Below are 25,376 nucleotides of genomic sequence, written 5' to 3'. Positions count from 1 at the left end.
GCGCATCGATCTTGCACTTTTCGTCGCCGCAGAAGCCGCGAATCGGGGCGAATCAGCGACCGAAAGTGCAAGATCGGCGCGCAGAGGGAGGGAGGGAGGGGTTAGGGGGTTAGGACTGCTTCTTGGAGGAGGCGGCGGGTGAGGGTCAGGCGGTCGGTGTCGGTGTCCAGGGCGGGGAGGTCGCCTACCCGGGTCACCTCGCCGGTGAGCAGGGCGCGCAGGGCGGGTTCGCAGTAGGCGGGCAGGGTGATGGTGCGGTCGAACAGGCGCAGGGTGACCTGGTCGCCGGTGAGGGTCAACTGCCAGCGCAGGCCGGGGCGGACGGTGACCCGACTGTCGACCGTCAAGGTGGCCAGGGCGGCGGCCTGGGCCAGGGGACGGATCGGGGCGGGTCGGGACGCCGACCAGGCCCGCTGCCGAAGCCGGGCGGCCACCGCCGCCGGGTCGGCGTGCGACAACCAGTCGCGCAGCGCCTCGACGGTCTCGGTGAGTTCCGGCTCGATGGCCTCCGGGTCGGCCAGGTCCATGCCGAAGGGCAGGGTGGCCCGCAGCCGGGGGTCCTCGGTGGCCAGGGCCAGCAACTCCTCGACCAGGGCGTACCGGGTCAGGGCCCGGACGCCGACGGTGAGGTGCAGGGAACTGGACTCCTGCGCCTGGGCGCTGTGCAGCCAGCCCCGGGGCAGATAGAGCGCGTCACCCGGCCCCAGCACCACGTCCAGGGTGGCCGGTCCCGCGGCGGTGGCGGCGACCTCGTCGGCCCGTCCGCCCCACGGTTGGCGCTCCAGCGGATCGGGCAGCACCGGCGGGTGGATCCGCCAATGTTTGCGCCCGTCGACCTGGAGCACGAACACGTCGTGGGTGTCGTAGTGGGTGGCGAAGCCCTGGCTGCCCGGCGGGGTCAGGTAGGCGTTGACCTGCAACGGCTGCCCCACCGCCAGGCTCAGGTCGCGGGTGAAGTCGATCAGAGGTGGCCAGTTGCGGTGCAGACCCTGAAGCACCAGGGTGGCGCCCCCGGCGTACAACTGGAGGATCTTCTCGTCCAGGACCTGGTCGCCGATCTCGGCGCCGGCGCCACCGCCGCCGGTGTAACGCGCCGCCGGCAGCACCTGGCCGTCCTTGGCCACCCGCAGGAAGGGGGTACGCAGACCACGGCGGCTGAGCAGTTCGTCGGCGTCCTCCGGGCTCAGCAGGTCGTTGAAGCCGGCCGGGTTGGGCAGTTCGGCGGCGCGGGACAGCAGCGGGGTGTGTCCCCAGTGGGCGGTGGCGAACTTCTCCGGCTCGACGCTGACACAGCGGGCCAGCGCGGAGGTCGGGTACGCAACCGCCGGGCGGACACCGCCGCCCGGCGCATCGAGTCGCGTCATCGTGCTCGGTCGTCAGGCCGCACCGTCGGCACCACCGTCGTGCTGACCCGGCGTGGCACCACCATCGGCCGGACCCTCGGCGGCGCCGTCCGCCCCACCATCGTGCTGACCCGGCGTCGCACCACCGTCAGCCGGACCCTCGGCGCTGCCGTCCGCCCCACCATCGTGCTGACCCGGCGTCGCACCACCGTCAGCCGGACCCTCGGCGCTGCCGTCCGCCCCACCGTCGTGCTGACCGGGGGTCGCGCCGCCGTCGGCCGGGCCTTCCAGGCCGCCGCCGCTGGTGCTCTGGATGTCGTCGTCGTTGAGTGGCATCGTGCTCCCTCGGATGAAACCAGCCCCCGCCGTCGGTGGGGTTTGCCGTGCCGCGCGTGGTACCCCACGCGCGATCTTCTCTAAACCAGTGCCACCCACCGTAGACGCCGATTCGCCGCGACACGCCCGGTTCGCCCCGCTCGGTACCCCCACCCGAGGGACCGGCGTGCGGGCTGCGGTGGCGAAGGTCGATTCCGGTGCAATACGGCCGACAGTGACAGGATGGGGCGAGCCGAGCAGTACGGAGGTGGCGATGACCGAAGCACTGGAACCCCTGGAGCCGGTGACCGAGGACTGGCAGCGCGCCCTGGCGATCGTGGCCCATCCCGACGATCTGGAGTTCGGCGCCGCCGCCGCGGTGGCCCGCTGGACCGGGCAGGGTAAACAGGTGGTCTACTGCCTGGTCACCAGCGGGGAGGCCGGCATCGACGGGATGCCACCACCGCAGGCCCGACAGGTACGCGAGCAGGAGCAGCGCGACTCCGCGGCCCTGGTGGGGGTGGACACGGTCGAGTTCCTGGGCCTGCCCGACGGGATCCTGGAGTACGGGGTGCCCCTGCGCCGGGAACTGGCCGCCGTGGTCCGTCGACACCGGCCGGAGATCGTGATCACCAACAACTTCCGGGCCACCTGGGACGGCGCCGACACCCTCAACCAGGCCGATCACATCGCGGTGGGACGGGCCACCCTGGACGCGGTACGCGACGCCGGCAACCGGTGGATCTTCCCGGAGCAGTTGACCGAGGCGATCGAGCCGTGGGGCGGGGTACGCCAGGTCTGGGCGGCCTCCTCTCCCCGGTCGAAGCACGGGGTGGACACCACCGAGACCTTCGACAAGGGGGTGGCCTCCCTGCTGGCGCACGAGGCGTACCTGACCGGGCTGGGTGACGGCAGCTTCGACGCCGAGGAGTTCCTGGAAGGTGGGGCCCGACCGGTCGGCACCCGGCTGGGGGTGCGCTACGGCACCTCGTTCGAGGTGTTCCACTTCGACCTCTGGTAGGCCGGCAGGGTGGGTAGCCCGCGCCGTTACGCCGAAACGGCGGGATCCAGGGCTGCGGGAAACCGCCATTCCGGCGTAGCGAAGTCGATCAAGGTGAGCCGGACGGTCAGGGCATGAGCGGGACGAGATCCTCCGGCATGGTGGACCGGACGTCCTCCCATTCGCCCGGGGAGAGGTGCCGGCGCAGGGTGTCCAGCACCACCTGGACCACCCGCTGCGGGCCGCCCTGCGTGTCGTAGGGGAAGCCCTGACGCACCTCTTGGAGGAAGTCCTCCCGGTTCAGCTTGATCGGCACCTTCTCCGGCTGCCAGCCCTCGAAGTAGAGGCCCCGCACCAGCATCGGCAGTTGCGCGGAGAACTGGGCGCACTCCTGCACCGGCATCCGGTCGCGCAGCAGGTGCAGCACCGTACGCAGGGCCGCGTAGGACTGGTTGCGCTGCGCCTTGGGCCAGCCGTACGCCTGCTCGATGTCCTTGAGGATCAGGTTGGTCTTGTCCACCGAGGACTCTATCGCCGACTCGAACCGCTCAGCCATCTGTCCACCTCCGTAGGTCGGTCTCCCACCGTCGGTCGTCGGGGCGTCGCGGCGGCCCCACCGGCCCGGGTCGCGGGCGGATCGGGCTGCCCAGCCCGGGACCTGCCCGCCGAGCCCGGTCGGCTGCCCCGACGACCCGCAGGACGGCGTTCCGCCGCCGATGCGGTGTCACCGTCATCGCCATCCACCTCCGTGCGGTCGTCTCGCGCGGACGATCTCCGCGCTGCCACCACCCTGCGCCGAGGCGAGGTGACCCACCCTCACCCCCTCCGGGTGAGATGCCCCGGCGGCGGTCAGTCGGATTCGGTCAGCAGGGCCTGGAGTTGTTTGGCGTTGACCTGGGCGTAGTCCCGGTAGCAGTTGTTCATCAACACCTGGGTCTGCCGGGTCTGATCGGCCAGTTCGCGCAGCTTGGGGGCCCAGTCGGCCAACTCCCGCTTCGAGTAGCGGTAACCGAACTTCTCGTGGATGTCGCGGCTGGTCCACTTGTCGCTGTGGCCGTGGAAGCGGACCACCGCCAGATCCGAGGTGGCCGCCAGCACCGGCGGAACAGAGGACCGGTGTCCCTGCGGCATGTCCACGCTGACGTAGGCCAACCGATGCTCACGCAGGAAGTCCAGGGTCTCGGCGGCGTTGTCCCCGTCGAACCAGGAGGCGTGCCGGAACTCGAAGACCGGACGCAGCGGCGCGCAGCGCCGGGTCACCTCCAGCAGGTACTGCTTGTTGTCCCGGCGCAGGGTGAACCAGGGTGGGAACTGGAACAGCAGGGCGCCGAGCTTGCCCGCCTCGACCAGGGGGTCCAGGGCGCTGAGGAACCGGGTCCAGACCTCCTCGTACGCCTGCGGGGGCAGGTCGTCCGGGTAGAGGTTGCGTTTGTCCGTGGCCGGCCGCAGATCCTGGTAGATGGCGCTGACCTTGGTGGGGTGGCCGGTGAGCAGGCTGAAGGCCTTGATGTTGAAGGTGAAGCCGGGCGGGGTGCGGTCGGCCCAGAGCCGGGCGGTCCGCTCAGCCGGCGGGGAGTAGTAGGTGGCGTCGACCTCGACCAGCGGGAACTGCCGGGCGTAGTAGGCCAGCCGCTTCTCCGGGGTGTCCGCCGTCTGGGGGTACCACCCGGAGTCCAGCAGGGTGCGGTCGGTCCAGGAGGCGGTCCCCACGGTGATCTCGCCCATGGGTGCCCTGCTCCGCGTTCCGGACCGACCGCCGACCGCTCCCGCTCACGCGGCCCGACGTTCCCGGGTCTGCTTGCAGGTCACGCAGGTGGTGGCCGATGGGAAGATCTCCAGCCGCTCCACCGGGATGGGTGCCGTGCAGCCCTCGCAGAAGCCGTAGGTGCCCTCGTCGAGCCGGGTCAGGGCGTGCTCGAACTGGGCCCGGCGGTCGAGGATGGTGCGCAACAGCGACTGCGCGGTGTCCCGTTCGGCGGTCTTGGTGCCGCTGTCGGCCTGGTCGTCGCCCGCGGTGTCGCCGACCTCCACCAGCCGCAGCACCTGGCTCTGCTGCACGGCCTGCTCGTACTCCTCGGACAGTTCGGCGTAGCGGGCCTGAAGGGAGAGCCGAATCTGGTCGATCTCCGCCTGGGATCGGCCCGTGCCGACCGTGTCGTGGACGAGCATGGCTGCCTGCCTTCCTGGGACTCATCGTCATCGCGGATGGGACCACCCCACCCGGTCATACCGCCCCGGCTGGTGATCACCCGGGCGCTGTGAGCCCCGCGATTACCCCGGTGGCCCGAAGGTCAAACCGCGTCCGGCACGGATTCCACGATCGCCGGCCGGCGCGGGTCCTCCAACCGGACCACCAGATCGGCGAAGGTGGCCGGGGCCACCTCCTCGGCGTAGCGGGCGTGGGCCGGCAGGGTCCAGGCCAGGTCGGCAGGGGTACGCCGTTCCAGGGCGGCGGCCGACATCTCCAGGTGCACGGTGATCTCGAAGGGCAGCCCTCCGCCGAGCAGGAAGGCGCCGCTGACCAGGACGATCCCGTTCGGGGGCAACTCGACGTATTCGGCCCGGCTGGCCCGGTCCGTGCGTGGGTCCCACAGGGAGGGCAGGATCCGCCCGTCCCCGTCCGGCCCGGCCGGATCGAGCACCTCCCGGCGCAGTCCGGCCTCGTCCACCCAGCCTTCGTAGTACGAGTCCGGGTTGGTCCGGCCCCGCTCCAGGCGTACCGAGGCGGGGCGCAGGAAATCCTCGGAGCGGAGGTGCCGGGCCGGGCGACCCCACGCCCGCAGCGGATCCACCAGGGCCGCGGCGATCTCCTCGGGGCGGGCGGCGCTCGGGCCGTCCACGGCCACCCGCAGGCGCCGGGTCGGGTCGGTGTCGGCGAGTCGCTGCGCCAGTTCGGTGACCAGTCGCTGCGGGGAGATGGGACGCACACGCATCCGACAATCCTGCCCGGTGATCCTCGGACCGATCGCCCGTGGCGCTCAGCCGGTCTCGTCCAGGGTGACCCGGGCCTCGTCGGCCAGCCGGTAGCCGACCCCGTAGACCGTGGTGACCAGGGGGACGTCCACCCCGACCTTGCCGCGCAGTCGGCGTACGTGCACGTCGACCGTACGCACACCGGCGTGTTCGTAACCCCAGACGGCGTTGAGCAGCTGAAGCCGGGTGAACACCCGACGGGGATGCACCACCAGGTGCAGCAGCAGGTCGAATTCCAGCCGGGTCAGCGGCAGCGGCTCGCCGTCGCGCAGCACCGACCGTGAGGAGGCCAGGATGTGCAGGGTGGGGATGGTCGGGGCGAGGGGTCGGGTCGGTGCCCGCCCGGCCGGTACGACCTCGGTGCGCCGCTCCGGCACCGCCGGGCCCCCGTTGACGATCGTGCCCTCGCCGTTCTCCAGCAGCTCCCTGGCGGCTTCCAACAGCTGGCGGGCGGCCGGGGTCAGGGACTCCTCACAGGCCAGCGGAATCGACAGGGTGACCGTGATGACCGGGGTCGCGCTGCTGGTGGGGCGGCGTTGACCGCCGGGTGGCCGACCGGGGACCGCTGGTTGGGACGTATGCCATCCGGCGCGCGACGAAGCGGGGCTGACCGACATGGTCCTCCTAGGCTGGTCCGGGCTTTCCCCACGGCCCCGGGACGCCGCTTTATCGATGTTTCCCGGCGCCGGTGTGCGGGTCAAGGGGCGGCTGCGTTGTGTGAATGTGACAATTGGCCGACACTTCGGAGCCGTCCGCTCGCTCTGCGTACGAGGCCAGATGATTACAGCAGAGTCGCCAACTTGACCCGATACGGGGGGTCGACACCGGAGTTCACCTTTCGTCGGGAGCCACGATCACCTGCCCGAACGGGGCCTGCTTAACTGCCCAGACTCCGGGTCCGGACCTGGTCAGCGTGGCGCGGCCCCGACCGGGACCCGCCACGCTGGACGTCGACTCAGCGTTCGACGCTCACCCGGGCATCGTCGGCCAGTCGGTAGCCGACACCGTGGACGGTGGTCAGCAGCGGCGTACCGGGGCCGAGTTTGGCGCGTAACCGACGCACGTGCACGTCCACCGTGCGGGCCACCGCGTGGTCGTACCCCCAGACCTGGTTGAGCAGCTGGAGGCGGGTGAAGACCCGCCGGGGCCGCTCGGCCAGGAACAGCAGCAGGTCGTACTCGATGCGGGTCAGCGGGATCACCCGGTCGCCCTGCCGGACGGTCCGGGGTCCGGTGAGGATGCGCAGGACGCTCGGATCGGCCGGCGGGGCGGCGACCGGGTCGCCGGACAGCCGCCCCTCCCCCGACTCGGCCAGTTCGCCGAGCAGTTCCACCAGCCGATGCAGGCGCGGGCTCGTCGCCGCGGCGGCCAGGTCGACCGTGATGGTCAGGGTGGGTCCGGTGCGTCGCCGGAGGAGGCGACCCCGGTGGGTACGGCCGGAGGGGTGTTGGCGTGGGGTGATGGCGACGACGGACACGACGGCCTCCTGGGGGCTACCGCCACGCCGGGTGGGCGTGGCTGATCAGTGGGACACCCGGCCGGCGGTCGCCGGGGGCGCGGGGGTGGACGGGCGGATCAACGAGGTGGGGCCCAGCACCGGCAGGCCGGCGATCCGCCAGGCGGCGAAGCCACCGATCACGTCGGTGGCCCGGAACAGGCCGAGATCCTGCAACGACGCGGCGGCCAGCGAGGAGGTGTAGCCCTCCTGACAGAGCACCATCACGGGCAGGTCGTAGCCGACCGCCTGGGGCAGCCGGGCGGGACACCGGGGGTCGAAGCGCCACTCCAGCACGTTGCGTTCGACCACCAGGGACCCGGGCACGGTGCCGTGCGCGGCCCGCTGCGCGGCCGGTCGGATGTCGACCAGCAGGGCCCCGCCCCGGTACGCCAGGTGGGCCTGCTCCGGGTCGAGCCGGTCCAGCCGGGCCCGGGCGGCGCTGAGGATCTCCTCGATCCCCCGGGAGCCCGGCGGGGGCGTCGGACAGTGGGCGGCGGGGTCGGTCTGCGGCATCATCGTTCCTTCCAGGTGTTGCGCGGGTGAAGGGGGTTCACCATGCCACGCCGGCCTCGGCCACCTCGGTGACGCGCAGCCGACCTCCGTCCAGGTGGTAGCGGGTCATCCGACGCAGGGCGGGGCGGTAGACGTGCACGCTGACCGCCGGCTCGGGATGCCGGTTGGTGACCATGTGCACGTGCCGGGGGCCGAATCGGCGGCCGGTGCCGGCGGCCAGCAGATGTGGACGCAGCCCCGCCCCGCTGACGGTCTGCTCGGTGAGCACTCCCGAGGCGACCAGGAAGGCCCCGGAGGAGCCGCCGTGGTCGTGCAGGTCCGTGCCCTGTCCGGGCAACCAGCTCAGGGCCCACACCTCGTGGTCGTCGTCGGCGGCCAGCCGGGCGTACCACCGGGTGGCCGGGTCGAAGCGCAGCGGTACCGGCCAGCGGGTCGGGTCACCGGCCCAGCGCCGGGCGACGGCGAGCAGGTCGGGTTCGGTGGCGAACAGGGCAGGCATGAGGTCCCTCGCGATGGTCGGCAGGATCCCCACCAGTCTAGGATGCAAACCCTATAGGTTTAGTAGGTTATCCCGAATGCCGGGACATGATTCCTTCGACGGCTACCGCATCCCCAGCCAGTGAGGGGCACGGATGGCCGGGCCGAGCGCCCCCTCGGCGGGGCGACTAACCTGACCCGGTGAGCGAGGAACTCGACGCCGAGACCCTGGAGTTCGCGCACCGGATGTTCGACCTGGCGCGCGACGGGGCCACCGCCGAACTGTCCGGGTACGTCGACGCGGGGCTGCCGGTCAACCTGACCAACGACAAGGGCGACACCCTGCTGATCCTGGCGGCGTACCACGCCCACCCGGAGACGGTGGCCGCGCTGCTAGACCGGGGGGCCGACCACACCCGGACCAACGACCGGGGACAGACGGCCCTGGCGGCGGCGGTGTTCCGCAGCAACGCCGAGGCGGTACGCGCCCTGCTGGCCGCCGGCGCCGACCCGGACCACGGCAACCCCTCCGCCGTGGAGACCGCGCAGTTCTTCGACCTGTCCGAGATGCTCACCCTGCTGCGTCCCGCCTGACCTCAACGCCGGGCCTCGATGAGGAAACGCCTGGCGTGGGCCACGAAGGGGCCTTCGGCGCGGATGCGCTCGTGTAGCCGGGCCAACGCCGGCCGGTGGGCGGCCACGGTGAAACCGGGCACCGTCCAGACCACCTTGCGCAGGAACCAGACCACGGCGCCGATGTCGTGGAACACCGTACGCAGGGTGGCCGTACGCAGGTCGACGACGGTCAGCCCGGCCGCCTCGGCGGCGGCGACCGCCTGCTCCGGGTGCCGGTGGGCCGGGGGCGGCAGCGGCCCCAGGATCGCCTCGCTGAGTTCGCGTACGGTGCCCGGCCCGATCTGCTGGGACAGGAACGTCCCACCGGGCCGCAGCACGCGCGCCACCTCGGGCCAGTCGGTGTGCACCGGATGCCGGCTGACCACCAGGTCGAAGGCGCCGCTGCGCAGCGGCAGCGGCGCGTGCGGACCCACCGCGACCACCCGGGCCCCGATCGGGGCTAGCCGGGCCCGGGCCACCGGCACGTTCGGCGGCCAGGCCTCGGTAGCCACCAGCAGCCGCGGCGGGTGGGGCACCTCGGCGAGCACCTCTCCCCCGCCGGTGTCGATGTCCAGCGCCGTGTCGACCGTCGCCATCCGCTCCGCCACCAGGCGGGCGTACCCCCAGGGTGGACGCTCCTCGGTGGCCCGTCCGGTGAGCCAGTCGAAGGCCCAGCCCTCGACCGGCGCGGTCGCCCCCTCAGCGACCAACTCCTCGAAACTCGCCTGCCTGGACACAGGGCTCAGGGTCTCCGGAGTGGCTGACCGGTGGCAACGCCTTTACCCGGGTGCCCCCCGGGCCCGGCGGGCTACCGACGAGGGCGGACGATCTCGACCGTCCGGGCGTCGACGCCACTGAGGGCGGCGGCACGCGGGGTGCCGGAGCCACGCAGGGCGTCGAAGCTGGTCGGCTCCGCCCGACCGGGCTCGTAGTGGCGCATCAGCCGGGCGCCCAGGGCCACCCCTAGACCCCCGACGGCCAGGGCGAGCACCTCGACCACCAGCAGTACGGCGGTCGCACCCCGGGTCGGCGACTCCGCCCGCACCAGGCAGGAGAGCAGGAACAGCCCGGCCATGCCGGCGTTGACCAGGTTGAAGCTGATCGCGGTACTGCGGGTCCGGTCCGGCGGCACGTCCCACAGGTCGACCATGCCGGCCGCCGTGGTCAGTCCCGCCGCCACCAGGGCGGCCACCACGGTCCAGTAACCGACCTCGCCGAGCAGGGCCGGGCCGCCGACCACCTGGGCGAAGTCGAAGATGGTCGCGCAGACGAACAGCCCGTACGGGAACGTCACCAGCATCGGTTGAATGGGGTGCCCCTGCACCCGCAGTCGGCTCTGCATCGTTCCCCCCTGGGATTGGAATCAGCCCACCAGTCCAGGGTGCTACCCGGGGGCCACCAGGGCGAAACGAGAGCCGGGCTCAGTCGTCCGAGGTCGGGAACTCAGTTGTCCCGAGGACGGGAGACCGTGCTGACCAGCCGCTCGGCCACCTCCCGCAACGGGATGGACAGCGATGTGGCCGCGCTGCGCAGCACCTCCAGGGCGTCCTCCGGGGGGCAGCCCCGCTGGGTCATGATCACCCCGATGGCCTGGCCGATCACCCCCTCGCCGAGCAGGGCGGCGTCCCGGGCGTCGGCCTGGGCGCTGCGCCGCTGCCGGTCCCGTACGGCGGCCAGCAGCAGACCGGCCTGCTCGGCCAGGAGCATGGCGGTGAGCTGGTGGCCGGTGGTCAGGGCGTCCGACCGGTCGGCGTAGAGGTTGATCGCCCCGATCACCTGCTCGTCCACGTCGACCGGGGCGGAGATCACCCCGTGTACCCCCAACTCGGTGGCCTGGGCCCGCCAGTGCGGCCAGCGGGGCTCGGTGGCCAGGTTCTCCGCCCGGACCATCTCCCGCAGCCGGATGGCGTCCATCGCCGGGGTGTCGGAGCTGTACCGCAGGTCGTCCAGCCCGCTCATCGGGGCGTCGGAGGCGGCCACCCCGACCGGCTCACCGGCCCGCAGGGCGGTGAACCCGCACCAGTTGACCCCCGCGATGGCGTCCCGGGTGATGCGGACCAGGGCGGACAGCGCCTCGTCGAAATCGTCCAGACCGATCAGTCCGGCGGTCAGCTCCCGCAACAGGGCCGCCGTCTCCAACACGCCGAGGGTCTCCATCAGCGGTGGACTCGTCTCCAGGTTCACCGACCCGCAGCCCCCGTACGCCTGGCCAGCGTCCTCACGGTCTCCTCCTCGGCTCCGAGACAGGCACCAGGGCGGCCCCGACGGCGACCCTGGCGTCAACGACCCGCCCTACTACCCGCCACAACTATGGTCGAAACGGTGCAAAGCGGGGCCCCTCCCAGGGTACGGGTACCTCCGGGAGGGGCCGCGACCGGATCGGTCGGTACGCCTCAGCGAGCGCCCGCTCCGCTGAGCCGTCGACCGACCGAGGCGATCAGCCGGTCCAGTTCGGAGCCGAACGGGTTGTCGTGCACCAGGTAGGTCCAGGTGGCGGTCGGCCGGACCAGCTCCGCCGCGTCCGGCTGCCAGTCCTCGTCGAACTCGGTCTCGGCGAAGGTGGCCAGGGTGCGCGCCTCGATCTCCGGGACCAGGTTGGTGAAGGCCGGCACGGCCGCCCGGTGGAACTCGTCCAGGGGGTCCAGTCGGCCCAGGGCGCGCAGGTGCACCCCCTCGCGGACCTCGGACAGCTCGGCCAGGTGGTCGGCCCAGAGCCGGTCGAGGTGGTAGAGGGCGATCGACCGGGCCACCCGGGCGAGCAGGTCCTCGTCCATCTCGCCGGCCTTCTCCGGCATCTTGTCCAGCAGCATCAGGGCGGCGACGTCGCTGGTCAGCAGCCGTTCCCGACGCTCGGCCAGGGCCTTGCGCTGCTGCTCGATCACCACGCTGTAGCGCCAGGTGTTGCGGTGGATCTCGTGGTTGACCCCTTCGGCGACCCGCTGGGCGTGCTCCACGGCGTAGTCCACCTGCGGGTCGGTGACCAGACCGTCGGCGTTCATCCGGGGCGACGGCGGGACGGTGTCGCCGGCGTGCCGCACGACCAGGTCGTCCTCCAGGCTGACGAAGAAGACCGACCCACCCGGGTCGCCCTGCCGGCCGGCCCGTCCGCGCAGCTGGTCGTCGACCCGGCGGCTGTCGTGCCGGCCGCTGCCGATGACGTAGAGGCCGCCGAGTTCGGCGACCCGCTCCTGGTCGCTCTGGTCGCTGCCGCCGAGGCGGATGTCCACCCCTCGACCGGCCATCTGGGTGGAGACGGTCACCGCGCCGTGGGCACCGGCCTCGGCGATGATCGCCGCCTCCTCGTCGTCGTTCTTGGCGTTGAGCACCACGCACGGCACCCCGACGGCGCCCAGCCCGGCGGCCAGCTGCTCGGACTCCTTGACGTCCAGGGTGCCGACCAGCACCGGGCGTCCGGCGGCGTGGCAGCGCTGGATCTCGTCGATCAGGGCCTCGTCCTTCTCCGCCCGGGTGGCGTAGATGCGGTCCGGCTCGTCCACCCGCACGCAGGGGGTGTTCGGCGGGATCACCGCGACCTCCAGCCCGAAGAACTCCCGCAACTGGTCGCCGACCAGCACGGCGGTGGCGGTCATGCCGCACACCTTCGGGTAGAGACCGATGAACGCCTGCACGGCGATGGTGCCCAGCACCTCACCCTCGGCGGTGGCGTCCAGGCCCTCCTTGGCCTCGACCGCCGCCTGCAACCCGTCCGGCCAGCGGCGGCGCTGGGCCACCCGGCCGCGCATCTCGTCGATCAGCTCCACGGAGCCGTCGCGGACGATGTAGTCGACATCGCGGTGCAGCAGGGCGTGCGCGTGCAACGCCACGTTGACCGCGGAGAGCTGCTCGACGTTCTCCTCGTCGTACAGGTCGATGCCGAGCTTGGCCTCGACGGCGGCCAGGCCGGCGGAGGTGAAGGCGACACTGCGGCCGTCCTCGGCCACCGTGTAGTGCTTGCCCTTGCGCAGGCCGCGCACCAGGGCGGCGGCGGCGTGCACCGGGTCCTGCTCGCCGGGGACCGAGCCGGCGAGGACCATCGGCACCCGGGCCTCGTCGATCAGGATCGAGTCCGCCTCGTCGACGATCGCGGTGCGCAGGGCCGGCTGGACCCGGTCGGCTACGTCGGTGACGAGCTGGTCACGCAGGAAGTCGAAACCGGCCTCGCTGACGGCCACATAGGTGACGTCACAGGCGTACGCGGCCCGCCGCTCCGCCGGGGTCGAGGCCTCGTTGACCCAGCCCACGGTGAGCCCGAGCAGGGTGTAGACCGGCTCCATCCACTGCGCGTCCCGGCGGGCCAGGTAGTCGTTGACCGTCAGCACGTGCACCGGGCCGTTGCCCAGCCGCACATGCCCGTAGGCGGCGATGGCCGCGGTCAGGGTCTTACCCTCACCGGTGGCCATCTCGGCGACCTTGCCGGACAGCAGCGACATCGCGCCGAGCAGCTGAACGTCGTACGGCCGCTGGTCGAGGCCGCGGCGGGCGGCCTCGCGCCCAAGGGCGCAGATCTCCTCGTAGGTCGAGGCCACCCCTGCCGCCTCGGTCAGCTCCGCGTCGTCGAAGGCCTGGACCTTCTCCTCGCGGGCCTCGATGGCCGGCAGCAGCTTCTCCAGCGGGGCCAGGTCGACCGTGGTCCCCGGGCGCTGGAGGAACCGGCGGAACCTGGTCTTCAACCGTTGCGACACACCCATGAGCGGCAACGGTACGCGACCGGAGGCCTCTTTCGCGCCCTCCCCGGCGCGCCTTGAGGTTACGCCCAGGTAGCCCGGCCGCCGCGTCGTCCGGACCGACCGCCTCGGCGACCCGGGGCGACCCCGGCTGACCAGGGCGAGGAGCAGGGCGCAGAGTCGGGCGTAAAGCAGCACCGCAATCAAAGCTTCACCGGCCGGGAACCTGCCCGGAGCAGGGCTGTGATCAAGCTAGAGACAGCGATCCGGTTAGCTAACACGGAGCACCGGGGAATCCCGGTGCTCCCGCGAAGGGGGTGCCTGTGCGGAACACCGAACCTCTGGTCTCGCCGGTTGTCGAGGCCTGGGCCACCTACCGGACCAGTTCCGCCGGGGACTGGCCGACCCGGCGGCTGCTGCGGGCCAAGGGGGGCAGCCGGGTCAGTGTGGTGTTGCCGGCCCGCAACGAGGAGGCCACCGTCGGGGCCATCGTGTCGACCATCCGCGAACATCTGGTGGACCGGGTGCCCCTGGTCGACGAGTTGATCGTGGTGGACTCCCGCTCGACCGACCGCACCGCCCAGGTGGCCCGGGCGGCCGGGGCGGAGGTGGTCAGCCAGGACGCGATGACCCACGGGCTGCCCCGGCTGACCGGCAAGGGCGACGCCCTGTGGGCCGGGCTGGCCGCCGCCGAGGGGGATGTGGTGGCCTTCATCGACGCGGACCTGCGGGAGTTCCGCCCCCACTTCGTCACCGGGCTGCTCGGCCCCCTGCTCACCGACCCCTCGGTGGACTTCGTGAAGGGGTTCTACCACCGGCCGCTGATCGGCCGGAACGCGGTGGAGGCCGACGGGGGTGGCCGGGTTACCGAGTTGATGGCCCGCCCCATGCTCAACCTGTTCTGGCCGGAACTGGCCGGTTTCGTGCAGCCCCTGGCCGGTGAGTACGCGGGCCGCCGCGAGGTGCTGGCCCGGGTGCCCTTCGTCTCCGGCTACGGTGTCGAGACCGCCATGCTGATCGACCTGCTCGAACTCGTCGGCCTGGACGCCCTGGCCCAGGTCGACCTGGGTGAACGCAAGCACCGGCACCAGGACACCGCCGCCCTGGGGCGGATGTCCGCCCAAATCATGCTGACGGTCTGGTCCCGGTTGCAGCGTCGGGGCTGGGCCAGCCCGGAGATGCTGCCCACGGCCGTGCTGACCCAGTTCCGCCGGGGTGGCTCCGAGGCGCTGCCGAACCTGGACCGGGAGATCGTCGTCAGTGACGTACGGGTCGAGGAACGGCCGCCCCTGGCCGAACTGCGCCACCGGTTGCCACGCCGGGTGGCCGCGGCGTGACCCGCCCCACATGACGGCCCACCCGGCCCGGGGAGGCCGTTTCGGTGGGCGGGACGCCGGGTAGTTGACAGCCCTGCGACACCGGCGGAACGAGGGCGGAGATGGCGAGCCGGATCACCTGCGACGTGGACGACGGGACACCTGTCACCGTCGTACGCCTCGCCGGCAGCCTGGATCTGACCACCACCCGCCAGGCCTTCGCGGCGCTGGACCGGTGTCTGGCCACCCAGCCCGACGCGCTCGTGGTGGACCTGACCGGGCTGACCGTGCACGACCCGTTGGCGGTGGCGGTGTTCACCGCGGCGGCGCGGCAGGCCGCGGGCTGGCCGGTGGTGCCGATGGTGATCTGCGCGCCGTACCCGGACCCGGCCGCCTCGCTGGCCGCCTCCCCGGCCTGCCGGGTGGTGCCGGTACGCCATGACTGCGACGAGGCGGCCCGGGTGGCGGGGGCCTCGGCGGTGCCGAGGGTGCGGCTGCGGCTGGAGCCGGTGGCGGCGGCCTGCCGACGCGCGCGGGAACTGGTCGCCGAGGCCTGCGCCCGGTGGGATCTGCCCGCGGCCGTCGAACCGGCCTCGATCGTGCTCAGCGAACTGGTCGGCAACGTGGTCCGGCATGCCGGCACCCCGATGCAGGTGACCTTGACCCTGCGCCGGCCCTGGCTGCACCTGACCGTGGTCGACGGCAGCCCCGAGACGGCCGAGCCCGGCCGTCCCGGTGAGCGCGACGAGGGTGGCCGGGGCCTGCTGCTGGTCCGTGAACTGGCCGCCCGGTGGGGTAGCGCACCGGCCGGCGACGGAAAGGCCGTCTGGGCAACACTACTGGCGAATTGACCGAATTCCCCCCTCTCGCCTGGTTACATGGTCGGCGGGTCGGGTAGTCACGCCCGTCCTTTGGCGTCGTCGACGGGGTGGAAGCATCATGCCCAAGCGGGTACCGACCGAGACCGGCCAGGACCGTGGGCCGGCCATCCTCGCACCGGCCCAGTTCGGCGGCTATCCCGGCGCCCTGAACAAGACCCTGCCGGGCGGCAAGCTGGTCCGGTTCCTGGTCACCACCGATCACAAACAGATCGGGCTGCTCTACCTGATGACCTCGTTCGGCTTCTTCCTGGTGGCCGGGATCGAGGCGATGCTGATCCGCGCGGAACTGGCCCGGCCGGGCATGCAGTTCCTCTCCCCCGAGCAGTACAACCAGCTGTTCACCTCGCACGGCGCGGTGATGCTGCTGCTGTTCGCCACCCCGGCGGCGTTCGGGTTCGGCAACTACATCGTGCCGATCCAGATCGGCGCCCCGGACGTGTCGTTTCCCCGGCTGAACGCCCTGGCCTACTGGCTGTACCTGTTCGGCGGACTGATGGTCATCGGCGGATTCCTCACCCCCCAGGGGACGGCCGACTTCGGCTGGACCGCGTACACCCCGCTGAGCAGTGCCCAGCACTCCCCCGGGGTCGGCGCGAACATGTGGGTGGTCGGCCTGGTCGTCTCCGGGCTGGGCACCATCCTCGGCGCGGTCAACCTGATCACCACGATCCTGACCCTGCGGGCACCCGGCATGACCATGTTCCGGATGCCGATCTTCACCTGGAACATGCTGTTCACCAGCGTGCTGGTGATCCTGGTCTTCCCGCTGCTGGCCGCCGCGCTGCTGGCGTTGAGCGCCGACCGGCTGCTGGACGCGCAGGTCTACAACGCCGACACCGCCGGGCCGATGCTGTGGCAGCACCTGTTCTGGTTCTTCGGCCATCCCGAGGTCTACATCATCGCGTTGCCGTTCTTCGGCATCATCACCGAGATCATCCCGGTCTTCTCCCGCAAGCCGCTCTTCGGCTACACCGGCCTGGTGCTCGCCACCGCCGCGATCACCGTGTTGTCGATGACGGTGTGGGCACACCACATGTTCACCACCGGCCAGGTGCTGCTGCCGTTCTTCGCCATCCTCAGCTATCTCATCGCCGTACCGACCGGGGTCAAGTTCTTCAACTGGATCGGCACGATGTGGAAGGGGCAGATCACCTTCGAGACCCCGATGCTGTTCGCCATCGGCTTCCTGGTGACCTTTCTGCTGGGTGGACTCACCGGGGTGCTGCTGGCCAGCCCGCCGGCCGACTTCCACACCCACGACAGTTACTTCGTGGTGGCCCACTTCCACTACGTGCTGTTCGGCACGGTGGTGTTCGCCCTCTTCGGCGGCTTCTACTTCTGGTGGCCGAAGATGACCGGGCGGCTGCTCGACGAGCGGCTCGGCAAGCTGCACTTCTGGACCATGTTCATCGGTTTCCACGGCACCTTCCTGGTGCAGCACTGGCTGGGCAACGAGGGGATGCCCCGCCGGTACGCCGACTATCTGCCCACGGACGGTTTCACCACCCTGAACACGATCTCCAGCATCTTCTCCTTCGTCCTCGGCGCCTCCACCCTGTTCTTCATCTGGAACGCCTGGAAGTCGTGGCGGTTCGGCGCAGTGGTGACCGTGAACGACCCCTGGGGTTTCGGCAACTCGCTGGAGTGGGCCACCACCTGCCCACCACCGCTGCGCAACTTCGACCAGATGCCCCGGATCCGCTCCGAACGCCCGGCCTTCGACGCCAAGTACGGGCCCTACGTCTCCGATCTGGGTAGTGACCTGCCGCAACGGACCACCCGCCCACCCCAGGAGCTGCACGACGAGATGCACTGGGAGAAGCACCGGCCCGAGTCGCCCAGCGCCGAGGGGGCGCACGGCGCCCAGGAGGCCACCGCCTACCACCCCGATCCCCGCTCCGGAGCCCGACCGGTCGAGGTGCCGGAACCGGACGAGGTGCTCCGGCCCCGCTTCGAGGAGACCGACGAACCGGAGGACAACCCCCTGGGCGCCGATCGCGGTCCACAGTCCTCCGAACGGTGGCGGCATCCGCGCGGCCACGGCGACACCCCGGACAACTGAGCGGGAGTACGCGCGTCAGCAGGGCGGCACCGGTCGGTGCCGCCCTGCTGACCGTCCGTCTCCGCCGTTCCGGGCGTCAGCGGGCCCGTACCGAGGCGGGACGGTTGGCCGTCGCCGACTCGGTCTCGGCGGTCCCGTTCTGCCAGGGTGGCGGGGTGTCCGCGAGCATCGCCTGACGCAGCCAGGTCAGGGCCCGCGACAGCAGCCGCGACACGTGCATCTGGGAGATGCCGAACCGGGCGGCGATCTCCGCCTGGGTCTGGTTGCCGTAGAACCGCATGGCCAGGATCCGCCGCTCCCGCCAGGGCAGGCGGTGCAGCAGCCCGCTGACGGTCACCCGGTCGTCGACCGACTCCAGCGCGATGTCCGACTCGCCCACCAGGTCACCGAACTCGGCCGAACTCTCCCCACCCACCGGCGCGTTCAGCGAGGCCGGGCTGTACCCGGCGGCCGACTCCAGGGCGGCGAGGATCTCCTCCTCCGGGGTCTCCAGCCGTTTCGACAACTCGGCCACCGTCGGGGCCCGGGACAGCTCACTGGTCAGGGCCGCCGTAGCCTGCCCCACCTCCAGGATCAGGTCCCGCAGCCGACGGGGCACATGCACACCCCAGGTGCGGTCCCGGAAATGCCGCTTGATCTCACCCACGATGGTGATCGCCGCGTAGGCGGTGAACGAGCCCCGTTCCGGGTCGTACCGGTCAACGGCGTTGACCAGACCCAACCGGGCCACCTGCTCCAGATCCTCCAGGGGCTCCCCACGCCCCCGGTACCGGCGCGCCAGACGTCCGGCGAAGGGCATCGCGAAGCGCACCAGGTCGTCGCGCGCCTCGTGGCGACGTTCCGGGGGCAACCCCTCGATCCGTGCCGCGTACGCCAGCGCCGCCGCGTCGAGGTCCTCCAGGCCCCGATCGGTGGATGGTGGTGTGGTCGTGGTGGTCTGTCCGAACATCCGCGCCTCCCTCAGGAAGGACCCCGCCCGGATTCGGCCGGCACCGCACCCGGGCGTGGACACGCACGGGCCGGTGGACTGGGTTACATGACTGGGATGCGAGCGGGCGACGGCCCTCTGCCACGCCAAGTGATCAGCCTGTCGCAGCCGGCGGTGTTCCCGCTCCGTAGGTACTCAATCACGGGAGCGCGGGTTCGCGAGGATGTTTCGCCAGGTCAACGAACCAGTAGGCCGTGCGCGGCGCTGCCGGCCCGCAGCGCCGCCAGGGCGTCTGCCACCTCGATGCGGGGCGGGGTGGGCAGGTCGTACGGCTGGGCGCGGAGCACCTCGGTGGCCCGGCGGGTGGGTACCGAGGTGACCGGGTAGCCGCGGGCAGCCGTTCGGTCCAGGGCCCGACGACGGCGGCCGAAGCCGGCGACGGCCAGCCACTGCGGCAGCCCGGCCAGGGCCGGGGACCGCACCCCGGGCGGCTCCGGCAGGACGTCCACCGAGGTGAAGGGCTCGCTGCCGGCCAGCCACCATTCGGCCTGCTCGACACAGCGCCGGGTGGCGTTCTCGCACCAGTACGGCACCATGCCGGCGCGGACCACCTGCCAGGGGTCCAGCAGCCGGCCGCACTCGACCACCAGACGGTTGCCGGTCTTGCCGGCGGCCCGCAGCCAGCGGCGGTACAGGTCGGCGGTGGCCGCACTCAAGGCCGCGGGACTGGGGACGACGATCTGGTGCAGGGGATGTCCCTCGCGCCCGGCCCAGCCGGCGACACTGCTGTCGAAACCGGCCTCCACCCCGTGCTCGGCGCCCTCGGGCGGAGTGGAGATCTCCGGCGGCTCCCACTGCGCCCCGTCGCCCCCGGCGGACCGCAGCACCTGACGAAGGGTGTGACTGTCAGGGTGGAAGTCCACCGGGTCCAGCCCGCTGGCCGGGCAGCCCACCTGGAAGCTGTGCCCCTCGGCGGCCTCGAAGACCGGCCAGGTCCGGGCGTCGCGCAGCACCACCACCGGGGCCCCCGGTTCCAGCCGCTGCGCCAGAAAGCGCCGGTAGGCCTGCGGCAGACTCAGCCACCGGGCGGTCAGCGCCACCGTGGCCGAGGCCAGCGCGCCCCGGCTGGCCGGGCAGTGCACCTGCCGCAGGTGCAGGTCGGGGTTGCCGGCGAGCATCCGTCCGGCCAGGGCGGCGCCGTGGTCCAGGGCGGCCCTGGGGCGGTCCACGGAGCCCTTGGGCCAGTGCGCGACCATCTCGAACCCCGCCGGCAGCCAGGGCACCCCCAGGGCCACCGCCAGGTGGGCGGCGGCGCCGTGCGGCGAGCCCAGCAGCACCCCGGGGTAGCGACCGGCCGGATACTGACCGACGAACCACTCCGCGACCCGGGCCGCGTCCACCTCGGCGGCCTGCCCGGCGGTCAGGGCCACCCGACCGGCGGAGCGTACGGCCACCGCCCGGCGGACCGGATCAGGAGTGCCGACGAACCGGGACATCGGTCCCACCTGGCCGAGATCGGCGCAGTCCTCCCCGCGCAGTCCCCGGGCGATGGCCGCGACCAGGACCCGGGCGGTACTGCCCATCGCCACCACCCGGTCACCGGCCAACCCGGCACCCGCCGCGATGACCTCCCGCCGCACCTTGCGCACCGGCCCCACCCTGCCCCGTTCGCTCACGCGCCCCGGCTTCCCGCCCGGATGCGGGTTAAACAGGGCATCACCCCACCCATCGGCATCAACCATCGGATCTTGACCGTTCCCGACACCACCCCACACCCCCACGCGGCGACACCCTCACGCGGCGATCATGCGCTTCCTGCCCCGACAAAGGGCGCAAACAGTGCATAAAGGCGACACAAAGTGCAAGATCGACGGGCGAAGGGGGCGGGCGGGGCGACGAGGGCGGGGGGTGGGGTGGGTCAGGGGTGGGGGGTTGGGGGGACGTCGAGGACGGAGGGGCGGTCGGCGGTCAAGGCTTGGGTGACGGCGGGGCCTAGCAGGGGCGGGCGGGTGACGCGTACGCCGTGCAGGCCCAGCAGGCGGGCCCAGCCGGCGTAGGGGACCTCGTCGGCCGGGTGACCGGCCCGGGTGTGCAGCACCAGCACGACCAGCCGGGGATCGGGCCACCTCGGCCAGCCCTGGGCGATGGTGACCAGCTCGGTGAACCCCTGTGCGCGCATCCCGTCGTCGGTGACCAGGGCGAACACCGGCCGGTCCGGGTCGGCCAGTTTGGCGGCCACGGCACAGGACAGCGCCGCCCCGGGGGCCTCGTGGGCGGCGCAGGCCAGGACCGTGGCGTCGGGCGGCAGTCGGCCGGTGTGGCGGATCAGGTCGGGTTCCCCGTCCACCGTCACCGTGGCCGCCGGGGGTAACCGGGCGGAGAGTTCCTCGACGACCGCCCCGGCCGGGTCGGCGGGGGTGGGCCGCGGGCCGCCCAGGGCACCGGGCAGCACCAGGCAGACCGGTCCCCGGCCGGCCAGGGCCGCGCGTACCGCCTCGTCCACCCGGGCCGGTGCCCGTCGCGGATCCTCGACATGCCACACCTGTCGGCACAGCCCGGCGACCATCTGGTCGACCCGGACGGGGTCCTCCCCACCGATGATGGCCACCACCGGTGGGGTGTCCCGCCGGGCCGCGTCCAGGCCGCCGAGCAGCCCGTACGCGGCCGGTCCGGCCGGACTCAGGCAGATGCCGACCCCGCCGGTGAGCCGGGCGTGCGCGATGGCCATGGCGGCCGCGTTCCCGCCGTGTCGTACGGGCACCAGCTCCGGTTCACCGCCGGCCGCGTGCAACGCCTCGACCAGTTCCGCGACCGGCTCCCCGGGGATGCCGAACACCCGTGGTACCCGCCAGGCCGCCAGCCGTGCGACGACCGTGTCCGACAGCCGTGGATCAGGCACCGCCCCGTCCCGGAGTGGCGGGGTCTACGTACCGCAGCACCGCACCCACTCCGTCCGCCAGTTCCGGCGCCTCGTCGGGGCCGAGGACGGTCAGTTCCGCGTCCGTGCCCACCAGGGCGCGGACCAGGGCCGCGTCGGCGCGTACCCGCTCGGGGTCCCCGACCCCGGGAAGCTGATCCGGCTCGGTGGCGATGTCGGTGGCGGCCGGGCCGATCCACAGCTCACCGTCGGCGGAGGCGTCGTCCACGATCAGCATGGTGTCGACCTGGTTACGCTGCAGGGCGGCCACCACGGCGTCGAGCCCGGCGCCGACATCCTCCTGCATGCCGAAGCGGTCCAGGGCCGCGCTGATCCGCTGGTCGGCGACCTCGGCGACGGTCTGCACGGTGATGTCGTCCAGCAGGGTCTGGTCGGCGCCCCCGGCCCGGGAGCCGGCATCGGTGCGTACCACCAGGTCCTGCCAGCGCTGCGGCATCTGTGCGGCGATCACGCCGGTGGCGCGGATGTCCCCGGCGACCACGACCACCTCGGCGCCGACCCGTTCGGCCAGCTCCACGGTGGCGGCGGTGACATCTCCGGCGTTGTGGTGCCACGCCTCCATGGCGGCGCGCTGGTAGCGCGACTGTGACCAGCCGCCGGGCTGGACCCGGCGCAACTGGAAGTCCTCCCGGCCGACGACCTGGGCCCGACGCGGCACCCCACCGGCGCTCACCGACATCGCGTCGGCCCCGGTGCGGTCGGCCAGCACCCGAACCCAGGCCACCTGCTCGCCGCGTTGGGCCAGCAGCGGCATGACGTGCGGCAGCGCCGAGTAGGCGGCCAGGTCACGACGCGGCGGGGCGGACAGGTACTCGGAGAGCACCACCCGGCCCCGGGTGCCGAAGACGGCCAGGCCGTAGTCGCCGGGCATGGGATCGTGACCCCGGATCACCCGGTCGATGGCGGCGATCGTCGGCTCGTCGGCACCCTGCTCGGCCAGTCGCCGTTGCAGGTCACGCCAGCGCAGATCCAGTGCCGCGTGGGCGTCCTCGGTGTCCAGGGAGGCGTCCAGGTAGACCGAGCACCACGGACCAGGACGGTCGTAGAGCGGGCGCAGAAAAGACAACTGCATGCTCGACCCCTTTCCAGCTCGGCCCCGCGCTTACCCGCCCCACCCGGCTTGTCACCTCCTCGACGCCGGGTGACCGACCGCATGACCCATCACATGACCGAATTTCATTCATGTTGATCAATCGTGTGGATCGATACGATCTGTGCACAGTCGCGGACTCAGGGTGGTGGGAAAATGGACACGACATCGTATTCCCGGCGCAGCCTGCACCCCAGCGGCCGCATCCTCACCGCCCGGGTGGTCCGCCTGATGGAGGGCTATCCCCGACAGGTACGGGTGAAGCAGCCCGCGCTGGTCCTGGTGCTGGCGGCGGCCGGGGTGGTCGGCCTGCTGGCCAAGCTGGTCCGCGCCGCCCTGTCCGCCGGCTCGGGCAGCGGTCGACGCAAGTTCAAGGACCTGAAGAAGGGCCCGGAATACCTGGTCACCCCGATCCGGCTGCGCGACGACAACGGCCGGTTGTACGAGGTGGAGTTGCACGGGCATCTGCCGCAGAGCGCCCTGCACTCGGCCGACCTCGTCCAGTTGACCCTGCGCGACCAGGGGGACCCCGACCTGGCGCCGAAGATCGAGCGGATCGTCAACCTGACCACCGGACAGTTGCTGCGCCCGCGTACGGCCACCATGTGGTCGCATCTCGGGCCCCCGCTGCTGTTGCAGGCCACCCTTGGGGTGCTGCTGATCGCCGGGCTGGGTGCCTGCACCGCCCTGACCTGAGGGTGCCGCAGCCGGTGACGCTGAGGTGCCGCCGCGTCCGCGGCGGCCAGGTCAGCCGACCGGGGCGGGTTCGCGTACCGGTTCGGTGCTCCCCAGCAGGCCGCGCCGACGGGCCCAGCGCTCGAAGGCGATGGTGGCGAACGGGGGTACCGCGCAGATCAGCGCGACCACCGCGGTCGTCATGCGCCAGCCCCGCAGCCGGGCCACCGCGAGCACCAGCACCCCGTAGATCACGAACAGGGCGCCGTGCACCGGACCGAAGATCTGCACCCCCAGTTCGTTGCCGGGCGGGCCGTACTTGACCGCCATTCCGGCCAACAGGCCGGCCCAGGAGATCGCCTCCGCGATCGCCGCCATCACGAACAACCGGGTCACCTTGTCGCGCACGAGGGCCATGGTAGTGCCGCTGCCGCGCCGGCCCGCGACGCCGGGTCGGGCAGCAAGGCCGGACATCCGTGCACCGGATGGTGGACAACCGGACGTCCGGACTTTTCCCGGAGTGCATGGACATGCGACGTTGGGGGTACCAGTGGTGACAAGGTGGTGACCATGGGCGAGGAAGTCGGCGTACAGACCTTCAGCCGTCAGGATCGGGCTCGCTACCGGGACAAGGTTCGTCGCTGCCTCGACGTCTTCGCCGAGATGCTGCGCGAGTCCCGCTTCGACATCGACCGGCCGATGACCGGGCTGGAGATCGAACTCAACCTGCTCGACGAGGACTCGATGCCGGCGATGCGCAACGCCGACGTGCTGCGGGCGATCGCCGATCCGAGCTTCCAGACCGAGCTGGGCCAGTTCAACATCGAGATCAACGTGACCCCCCGGCGCCTGGCCGGTACCGGCACGGTCGAGTTCGAGCAGCACCTGCGGGACACCCTCAACGCCGCCGACCAGCGGGCCCGTACGGTCGGGGCCCACCTGGTGATGATCGGCATCCTGCCGACCGTGCTGCCGGAGCACCTGACCGCGGCCACCCTGTCGGCCAATCCCCGGTACGCCCTGCTCAACGAGCAGATCTTCGCGGCGCGGGGTGAGGATCTGCGGATCGCCATCAACGGGGTGGAGCGGCTGGCGGTCACCGCGGACACCATCACCCCGGAGGCGGCCTGCACCAGCACCCAGTTCCACGTGCAGGTGGGCCCCAACCAGTTCGCCGACTACTGGAACGCCGCCCAGGCCATCGCCGGGGTACAGGTGGCCCTCGGCGCCAACTCGCCGCTGTTCTTCGGGCGGGAGTTGTGGCGCGAGACCCGCATCCCGCTGTTCCAGCAGGCCACGGACACCCGCGCCGAGGAAATCAAGACCCAGGGCGTACGACCCCGGGTGTGGTTCGGCGAACGGTGGATCACCTCCGTGTTCGACCTGTTCGAGGAGAACGTGCGCTATTTCCCGGCCCTGCTGCCGGTCTGCGAGGAGGAGGATCCCGCGGCGACCCTGGCCGCCGGTGGGGTGCCCACCCTCGGTGAACTGCGACTGCACAACGGCACGGTCTACCGGTGGAACCGGCCGGTCTACGACGTGTTCCGGGGTCGCCCGCACCTGCGGGTGGAGAACCGGGTGCTGCCCGCCGGGCCGACCGTGCTGGACACGGTGGCCAACGGGGCCTTCTACTTCGGACTGATCCGGGCCCTGGCCGAGGCCGACCGGCCCCTGTGGTCCCAGATGTCGTTCAGCGCGGCCGAGGAGAACTTCCACACCTGTGCCCGGCACGGCATCGACGCGCACGTCTTCTGGCCCGGCCTGGGTTACCTGCCGGTCACCGAGTTGGTGCTGCGGCGCCTGCTGCCGTTGGCCCAGTACGGCCTGGACCGGTGGGGACTCGATCCGGACGAGCGGGACCGCCTGCTGAGCATCATCGAGCAACGGTGCCTGACCGGACGCAACGGCGCGACCTGGCAGATCGCCACCCTGCACCGCCTGGAGTCCACCGACCACCTGGACCGCCCGACAGCCCTACGCGAGATGGTCCGCCACTACGTGGACCTGATGCACAGCAACCGCCCAGTACACGAATGGCCCATCCCCTAACCACCCCCGCCCCCGCCCCCGCCCCCGCCCCCGCCCCCG

General features: G+C 71.9%; 26 protein-coding genes. 7 read left to right on the top strand and 19 right to left on the bottom strand.

Annotation, left to right across the window (positions count from 1 at the left end):
* Positions 1-101 precede the first annotated feature (101 nt).
* Together OIE53_RS05695 and OIE53_RS05690 are read right to left on the bottom strand one after the other, a co-directional pair.
* On the bottom strand, positions 102-1,364 hold the full coding sequence (locus OIE53_RS05695; protein ID WP_327025510.1) for a cupin domain-containing protein: 1,263 nt from the start codon (positions 1,362-1,364) through the stop codon (positions 102-104).
* A gap of 12 nt (positions 1,365-1,376) precedes the next feature.
* Entirely contained in the window at positions 1,377-1,679 is a 303-nt protein-coding gene (locus tag OIE53_RS05690; RefSeq protein ID WP_327025509.1) for a hypothetical protein, read from the bottom strand.
* Positions 1,680-1,932: 253 nt separating this feature from the next.
* Between OIE53_RS05690 and OIE53_RS05685 the strand changes: the two genes are divergently transcribed.
* Positions 1,933-2,679 (top strand): PIG-L deacetylase family protein, encoded by a 747-nt coding sequence (locus tag OIE53_RS05685; protein ID WP_327025508.1) that lies wholly within the window; start codon positions 1,933-1,935, stop codon positions 2,677-2,679.
* A gap of 106 nt (positions 2,680-2,785) precedes the next feature.
* On the opposite strand, the gene OIE53_RS05680 is transcribed toward OIE53_RS05685, so the two are convergent.
* The 8 genes from OIE53_RS05680 to OIE53_RS05645 all read right to left on the bottom strand — a co-directional run bounded on the left by OIE53_RS05680 (position 2,786) and on the right by OIE53_RS05645 (position 8,141).
* Complete coding sequence (locus tag OIE53_RS05680) at positions 2,786-3,214, bottom strand: DUF2267 domain-containing protein (RefSeq protein ID WP_327025507.1); 429 nt, start codon at positions 3,212-3,214, stop codon at positions 2,786-2,788.
* Between the two features lie 293 nt (positions 3,215-3,507).
* Entirely contained in the window at positions 3,508-4,383 is an 876-nt protein-coding gene (locus OIE53_RS05675; protein ID WP_327025506.1) for a DUF72 domain-containing protein, read from the bottom strand.
* A gap of 45 nt (positions 4,384-4,428) precedes the next feature.
* Positions 4,429-4,827 (bottom strand): TraR/DksA family transcriptional regulator, encoded by a 399-nt coding sequence (locus OIE53_RS05670; RefSeq protein ID WP_327025505.1) that lies wholly within the window; start codon positions 4,825-4,827, stop codon positions 4,429-4,431.
* A gap of 122 nt (positions 4,828-4,949) precedes the next feature.
* A complete protein-coding gene (locus tag OIE53_RS05665; RefSeq protein WP_327025504.1) occupies positions 4,950-5,591 on the bottom strand; it encodes a uridine kinase in 642 nt (213 codons plus the stop codon).
* A gap of 45 nt (positions 5,592-5,636) precedes the next feature.
* Positions 5,637-6,248: a winged helix-turn-helix domain-containing protein gene (locus OIE53_RS05660; RefSeq protein ID WP_327025503.1), complete on the bottom strand. Its 612-nt coding sequence runs from the start codon at positions 6,246-6,248 to the stop codon at positions 5,637-5,639.
* Positions 6,249-6,586: 338 nt separating this feature from the next.
* Entirely contained in the window at positions 6,587-7,108 is a 522-nt protein-coding gene (locus OIE53_RS05655) for a winged helix-turn-helix domain-containing protein (RefSeq protein WP_327025502.1), read from the bottom strand.
* 45 nt (positions 7,109-7,153) lie between these two features.
* Positions 7,154-7,645 carry a rhodanese-like domain-containing protein gene (locus OIE53_RS05650; protein ID WP_327025501.1) on the bottom strand — a complete coding sequence of 164 codons (492 nt, stop codon included), beginning with the start codon at positions 7,643-7,645 and terminating at the stop codon, positions 7,154-7,156.
* A gap of 34 nt (positions 7,646-7,679) precedes the next feature.
* Complete coding sequence (locus tag OIE53_RS05645; RefSeq protein ID WP_327027094.1) at positions 7,680-8,141, bottom strand: cysteine dioxygenase; 462 nt, start codon at positions 8,139-8,141, stop codon at positions 7,680-7,682.
* A 179-nt stretch (positions 8,142-8,320) separates the two neighbouring features.
* Between OIE53_RS05645 and OIE53_RS05640 the strand changes: the two genes are divergently transcribed.
* Positions 8,321-8,713, top strand: a complete 393-nt coding sequence (locus OIE53_RS05640) for an ankyrin repeat domain-containing protein (RefSeq protein WP_327025500.1) — start codon at positions 8,321-8,323, stop codon at positions 8,711-8,713.
* 2 nt (positions 8,714-8,715) lie between these two features.
* Here OIE53_RS05640 and OIE53_RS05635 read toward each other — a convergent pair whose 3' ends face one another.
* From OIE53_RS05635 to secA2, 4 genes are all read right to left on the bottom strand, one after another.
* The gene (locus OIE53_RS05635) at positions 8,716-9,471 is read right to left on the bottom strand and encodes a class I SAM-dependent methyltransferase (RefSeq protein WP_327025499.1); all 756 of its coding nucleotides are present in this window, start codon (positions 9,469-9,471) and stop codon (positions 8,716-8,718) included.
* A gap of 71 nt (positions 9,472-9,542) precedes the next feature.
* Positions 9,543-10,076 (bottom strand): DUF2231 domain-containing protein, encoded by a 534-nt coding sequence (locus OIE53_RS05630; protein WP_327025498.1) that lies wholly within the window; start codon positions 10,074-10,076, stop codon positions 9,543-9,545.
* 101 nt (positions 10,077-10,177) lie between these two features.
* Positions 10,178-10,918 (bottom strand): GAF and ANTAR domain-containing protein, encoded by a 741-nt coding sequence (locus tag OIE53_RS05625; protein WP_327025497.1) that lies wholly within the window; start codon positions 10,916-10,918, stop codon positions 10,178-10,180.
* Between the two features lie 209 nt (positions 10,919-11,127).
* The gene (secA2, locus tag OIE53_RS05620; RefSeq protein WP_327025496.1) at positions 11,128-13,422 is read right to left on the bottom strand and encodes an accessory Sec system translocase SecA2; all 2,295 of its coding nucleotides are present in this window, start codon (positions 13,420-13,422) and stop codon (positions 11,128-11,130) included.
* Between the two features lie 389 nt (positions 13,423-13,811).
* Here secA2 and OIE53_RS05615 point away from each other — a divergent pair, with 389 nt between their 5' ends.
* The 3 genes from OIE53_RS05615 (at position 13,812) to ctaD (ending at position 17,657) form a co-directional block, all read left to right on the top strand.
* Positions 13,812-14,735 carry a glucosyl-3-phosphoglycerate synthase gene (locus OIE53_RS05615; protein ID WP_393338502.1) on the top strand — a complete coding sequence of 308 codons (924 nt, stop codon included), beginning with the start codon at positions 13,812-13,814 and terminating at the stop codon, positions 14,733-14,735.
* Positions 14,736-14,836: 101 nt separating this feature from the next.
* On the top strand, positions 14,837-15,565 hold the full coding sequence (locus OIE53_RS05610; protein ID WP_327025494.1) for an ATP-binding protein: 729 nt from the start codon (positions 14,837-14,839) through the stop codon (positions 15,563-15,565).
* An 88-nt stretch (positions 15,566-15,653) separates the two neighbouring features.
* Positions 15,654-17,657 (top strand): aa3-type cytochrome oxidase subunit I, encoded by a 2,004-nt coding sequence (gene ctaD, locus OIE53_RS05605; protein ID WP_327025493.1) that lies wholly within the window; start codon positions 15,654-15,656, stop codon positions 17,655-17,657.
* Positions 17,658-17,733: 76 nt separating this feature from the next.
* Here ctaD and OIE53_RS05600 read toward each other — a convergent pair whose 3' ends face one another.
* The 4 genes from OIE53_RS05600 to OIE53_RS05585 form a co-directional block, all read right to left on the bottom strand.
* Positions 17,734-18,606 carry a SigB/SigF/SigG family RNA polymerase sigma factor gene (locus OIE53_RS05600; RefSeq protein WP_327025492.1) on the bottom strand — a complete coding sequence of 291 codons (873 nt, stop codon included), beginning with the start codon at positions 18,604-18,606 and terminating at the stop codon, positions 17,734-17,736.
* Between the two features lie 215 nt (positions 18,607-18,821).
* Complete coding sequence (locus OIE53_RS05595) at positions 18,822-20,168, bottom strand: hypothetical protein (RefSeq protein WP_327027093.1); 1,347 nt, start codon at positions 20,166-20,168, stop codon at positions 18,822-18,824.
* Between the two features lie 335 nt (positions 20,169-20,503).
* Entirely contained in the window at positions 20,504-21,484 is a 981-nt protein-coding gene (locus OIE53_RS05590) for a thiamine pyrophosphate-binding protein (RefSeq protein WP_327025491.1), read from the bottom strand.
* Positions 21,477-22,595, bottom strand: coding sequence for a baeRF2 domain-containing protein (locus OIE53_RS05585; RefSeq protein ID WP_327025490.1), 1,119 nt, complete (start codon positions 22,593-22,595; stop codon positions 21,477-21,479). The genes OIE53_RS05590 and OIE53_RS05585 overlap by 8 nt, the downstream gene beginning before the upstream one ends.
* Before the next feature lie 174 nt (positions 22,596-22,769).
* On the opposite strand from OIE53_RS05585, the gene OIE53_RS05580 reads away from it, so the two are divergent.
* The gene (locus OIE53_RS05580; RefSeq protein ID WP_327025489.1) at positions 22,770-23,309 is read left to right on the top strand and encodes a hypothetical protein; all 540 of its coding nucleotides are present in this window, start codon (positions 22,770-22,772) and stop codon (positions 23,307-23,309) included.
* Positions 23,310-23,360: 51 nt separating this feature from the next.
* On the opposite strand, the gene OIE53_RS05575 is transcribed toward OIE53_RS05580, so the two are convergent.
* Positions 23,361-23,705: a DUF3817 domain-containing protein gene (locus OIE53_RS05575; protein ID WP_327025488.1), complete on the bottom strand. Its 345-nt coding sequence runs from the start codon at positions 23,703-23,705 to the stop codon at positions 23,361-23,363.
* Between the two features lie 153 nt (positions 23,706-23,858).
* Between OIE53_RS05575 and OIE53_RS05570 the strand changes: the two genes are divergently transcribed.
* On the top strand, positions 23,859-25,337 hold the full coding sequence (locus OIE53_RS05570) for a glutamate--cysteine ligase (RefSeq protein WP_327025487.1): 1,479 nt from the start codon (positions 23,859-23,861) through the stop codon (positions 25,335-25,337).
* Positions 25,338-25,376: the final 39 nt, after the last annotated feature.

Origin of the sequence: Micromonospora sp. NBC_01739, assembly GCF_035920385.1 — a bacterium.
Classification (GTDB): Bacteria; Actinomycetota; Actinomycetes; order Mycobacteriales; family Micromonosporaceae; genus Micromonospora.
Note: the sequence above shows the minus strand (reverse complement) of the source record. Positions and strands in the feature narration are given on the sequence as shown.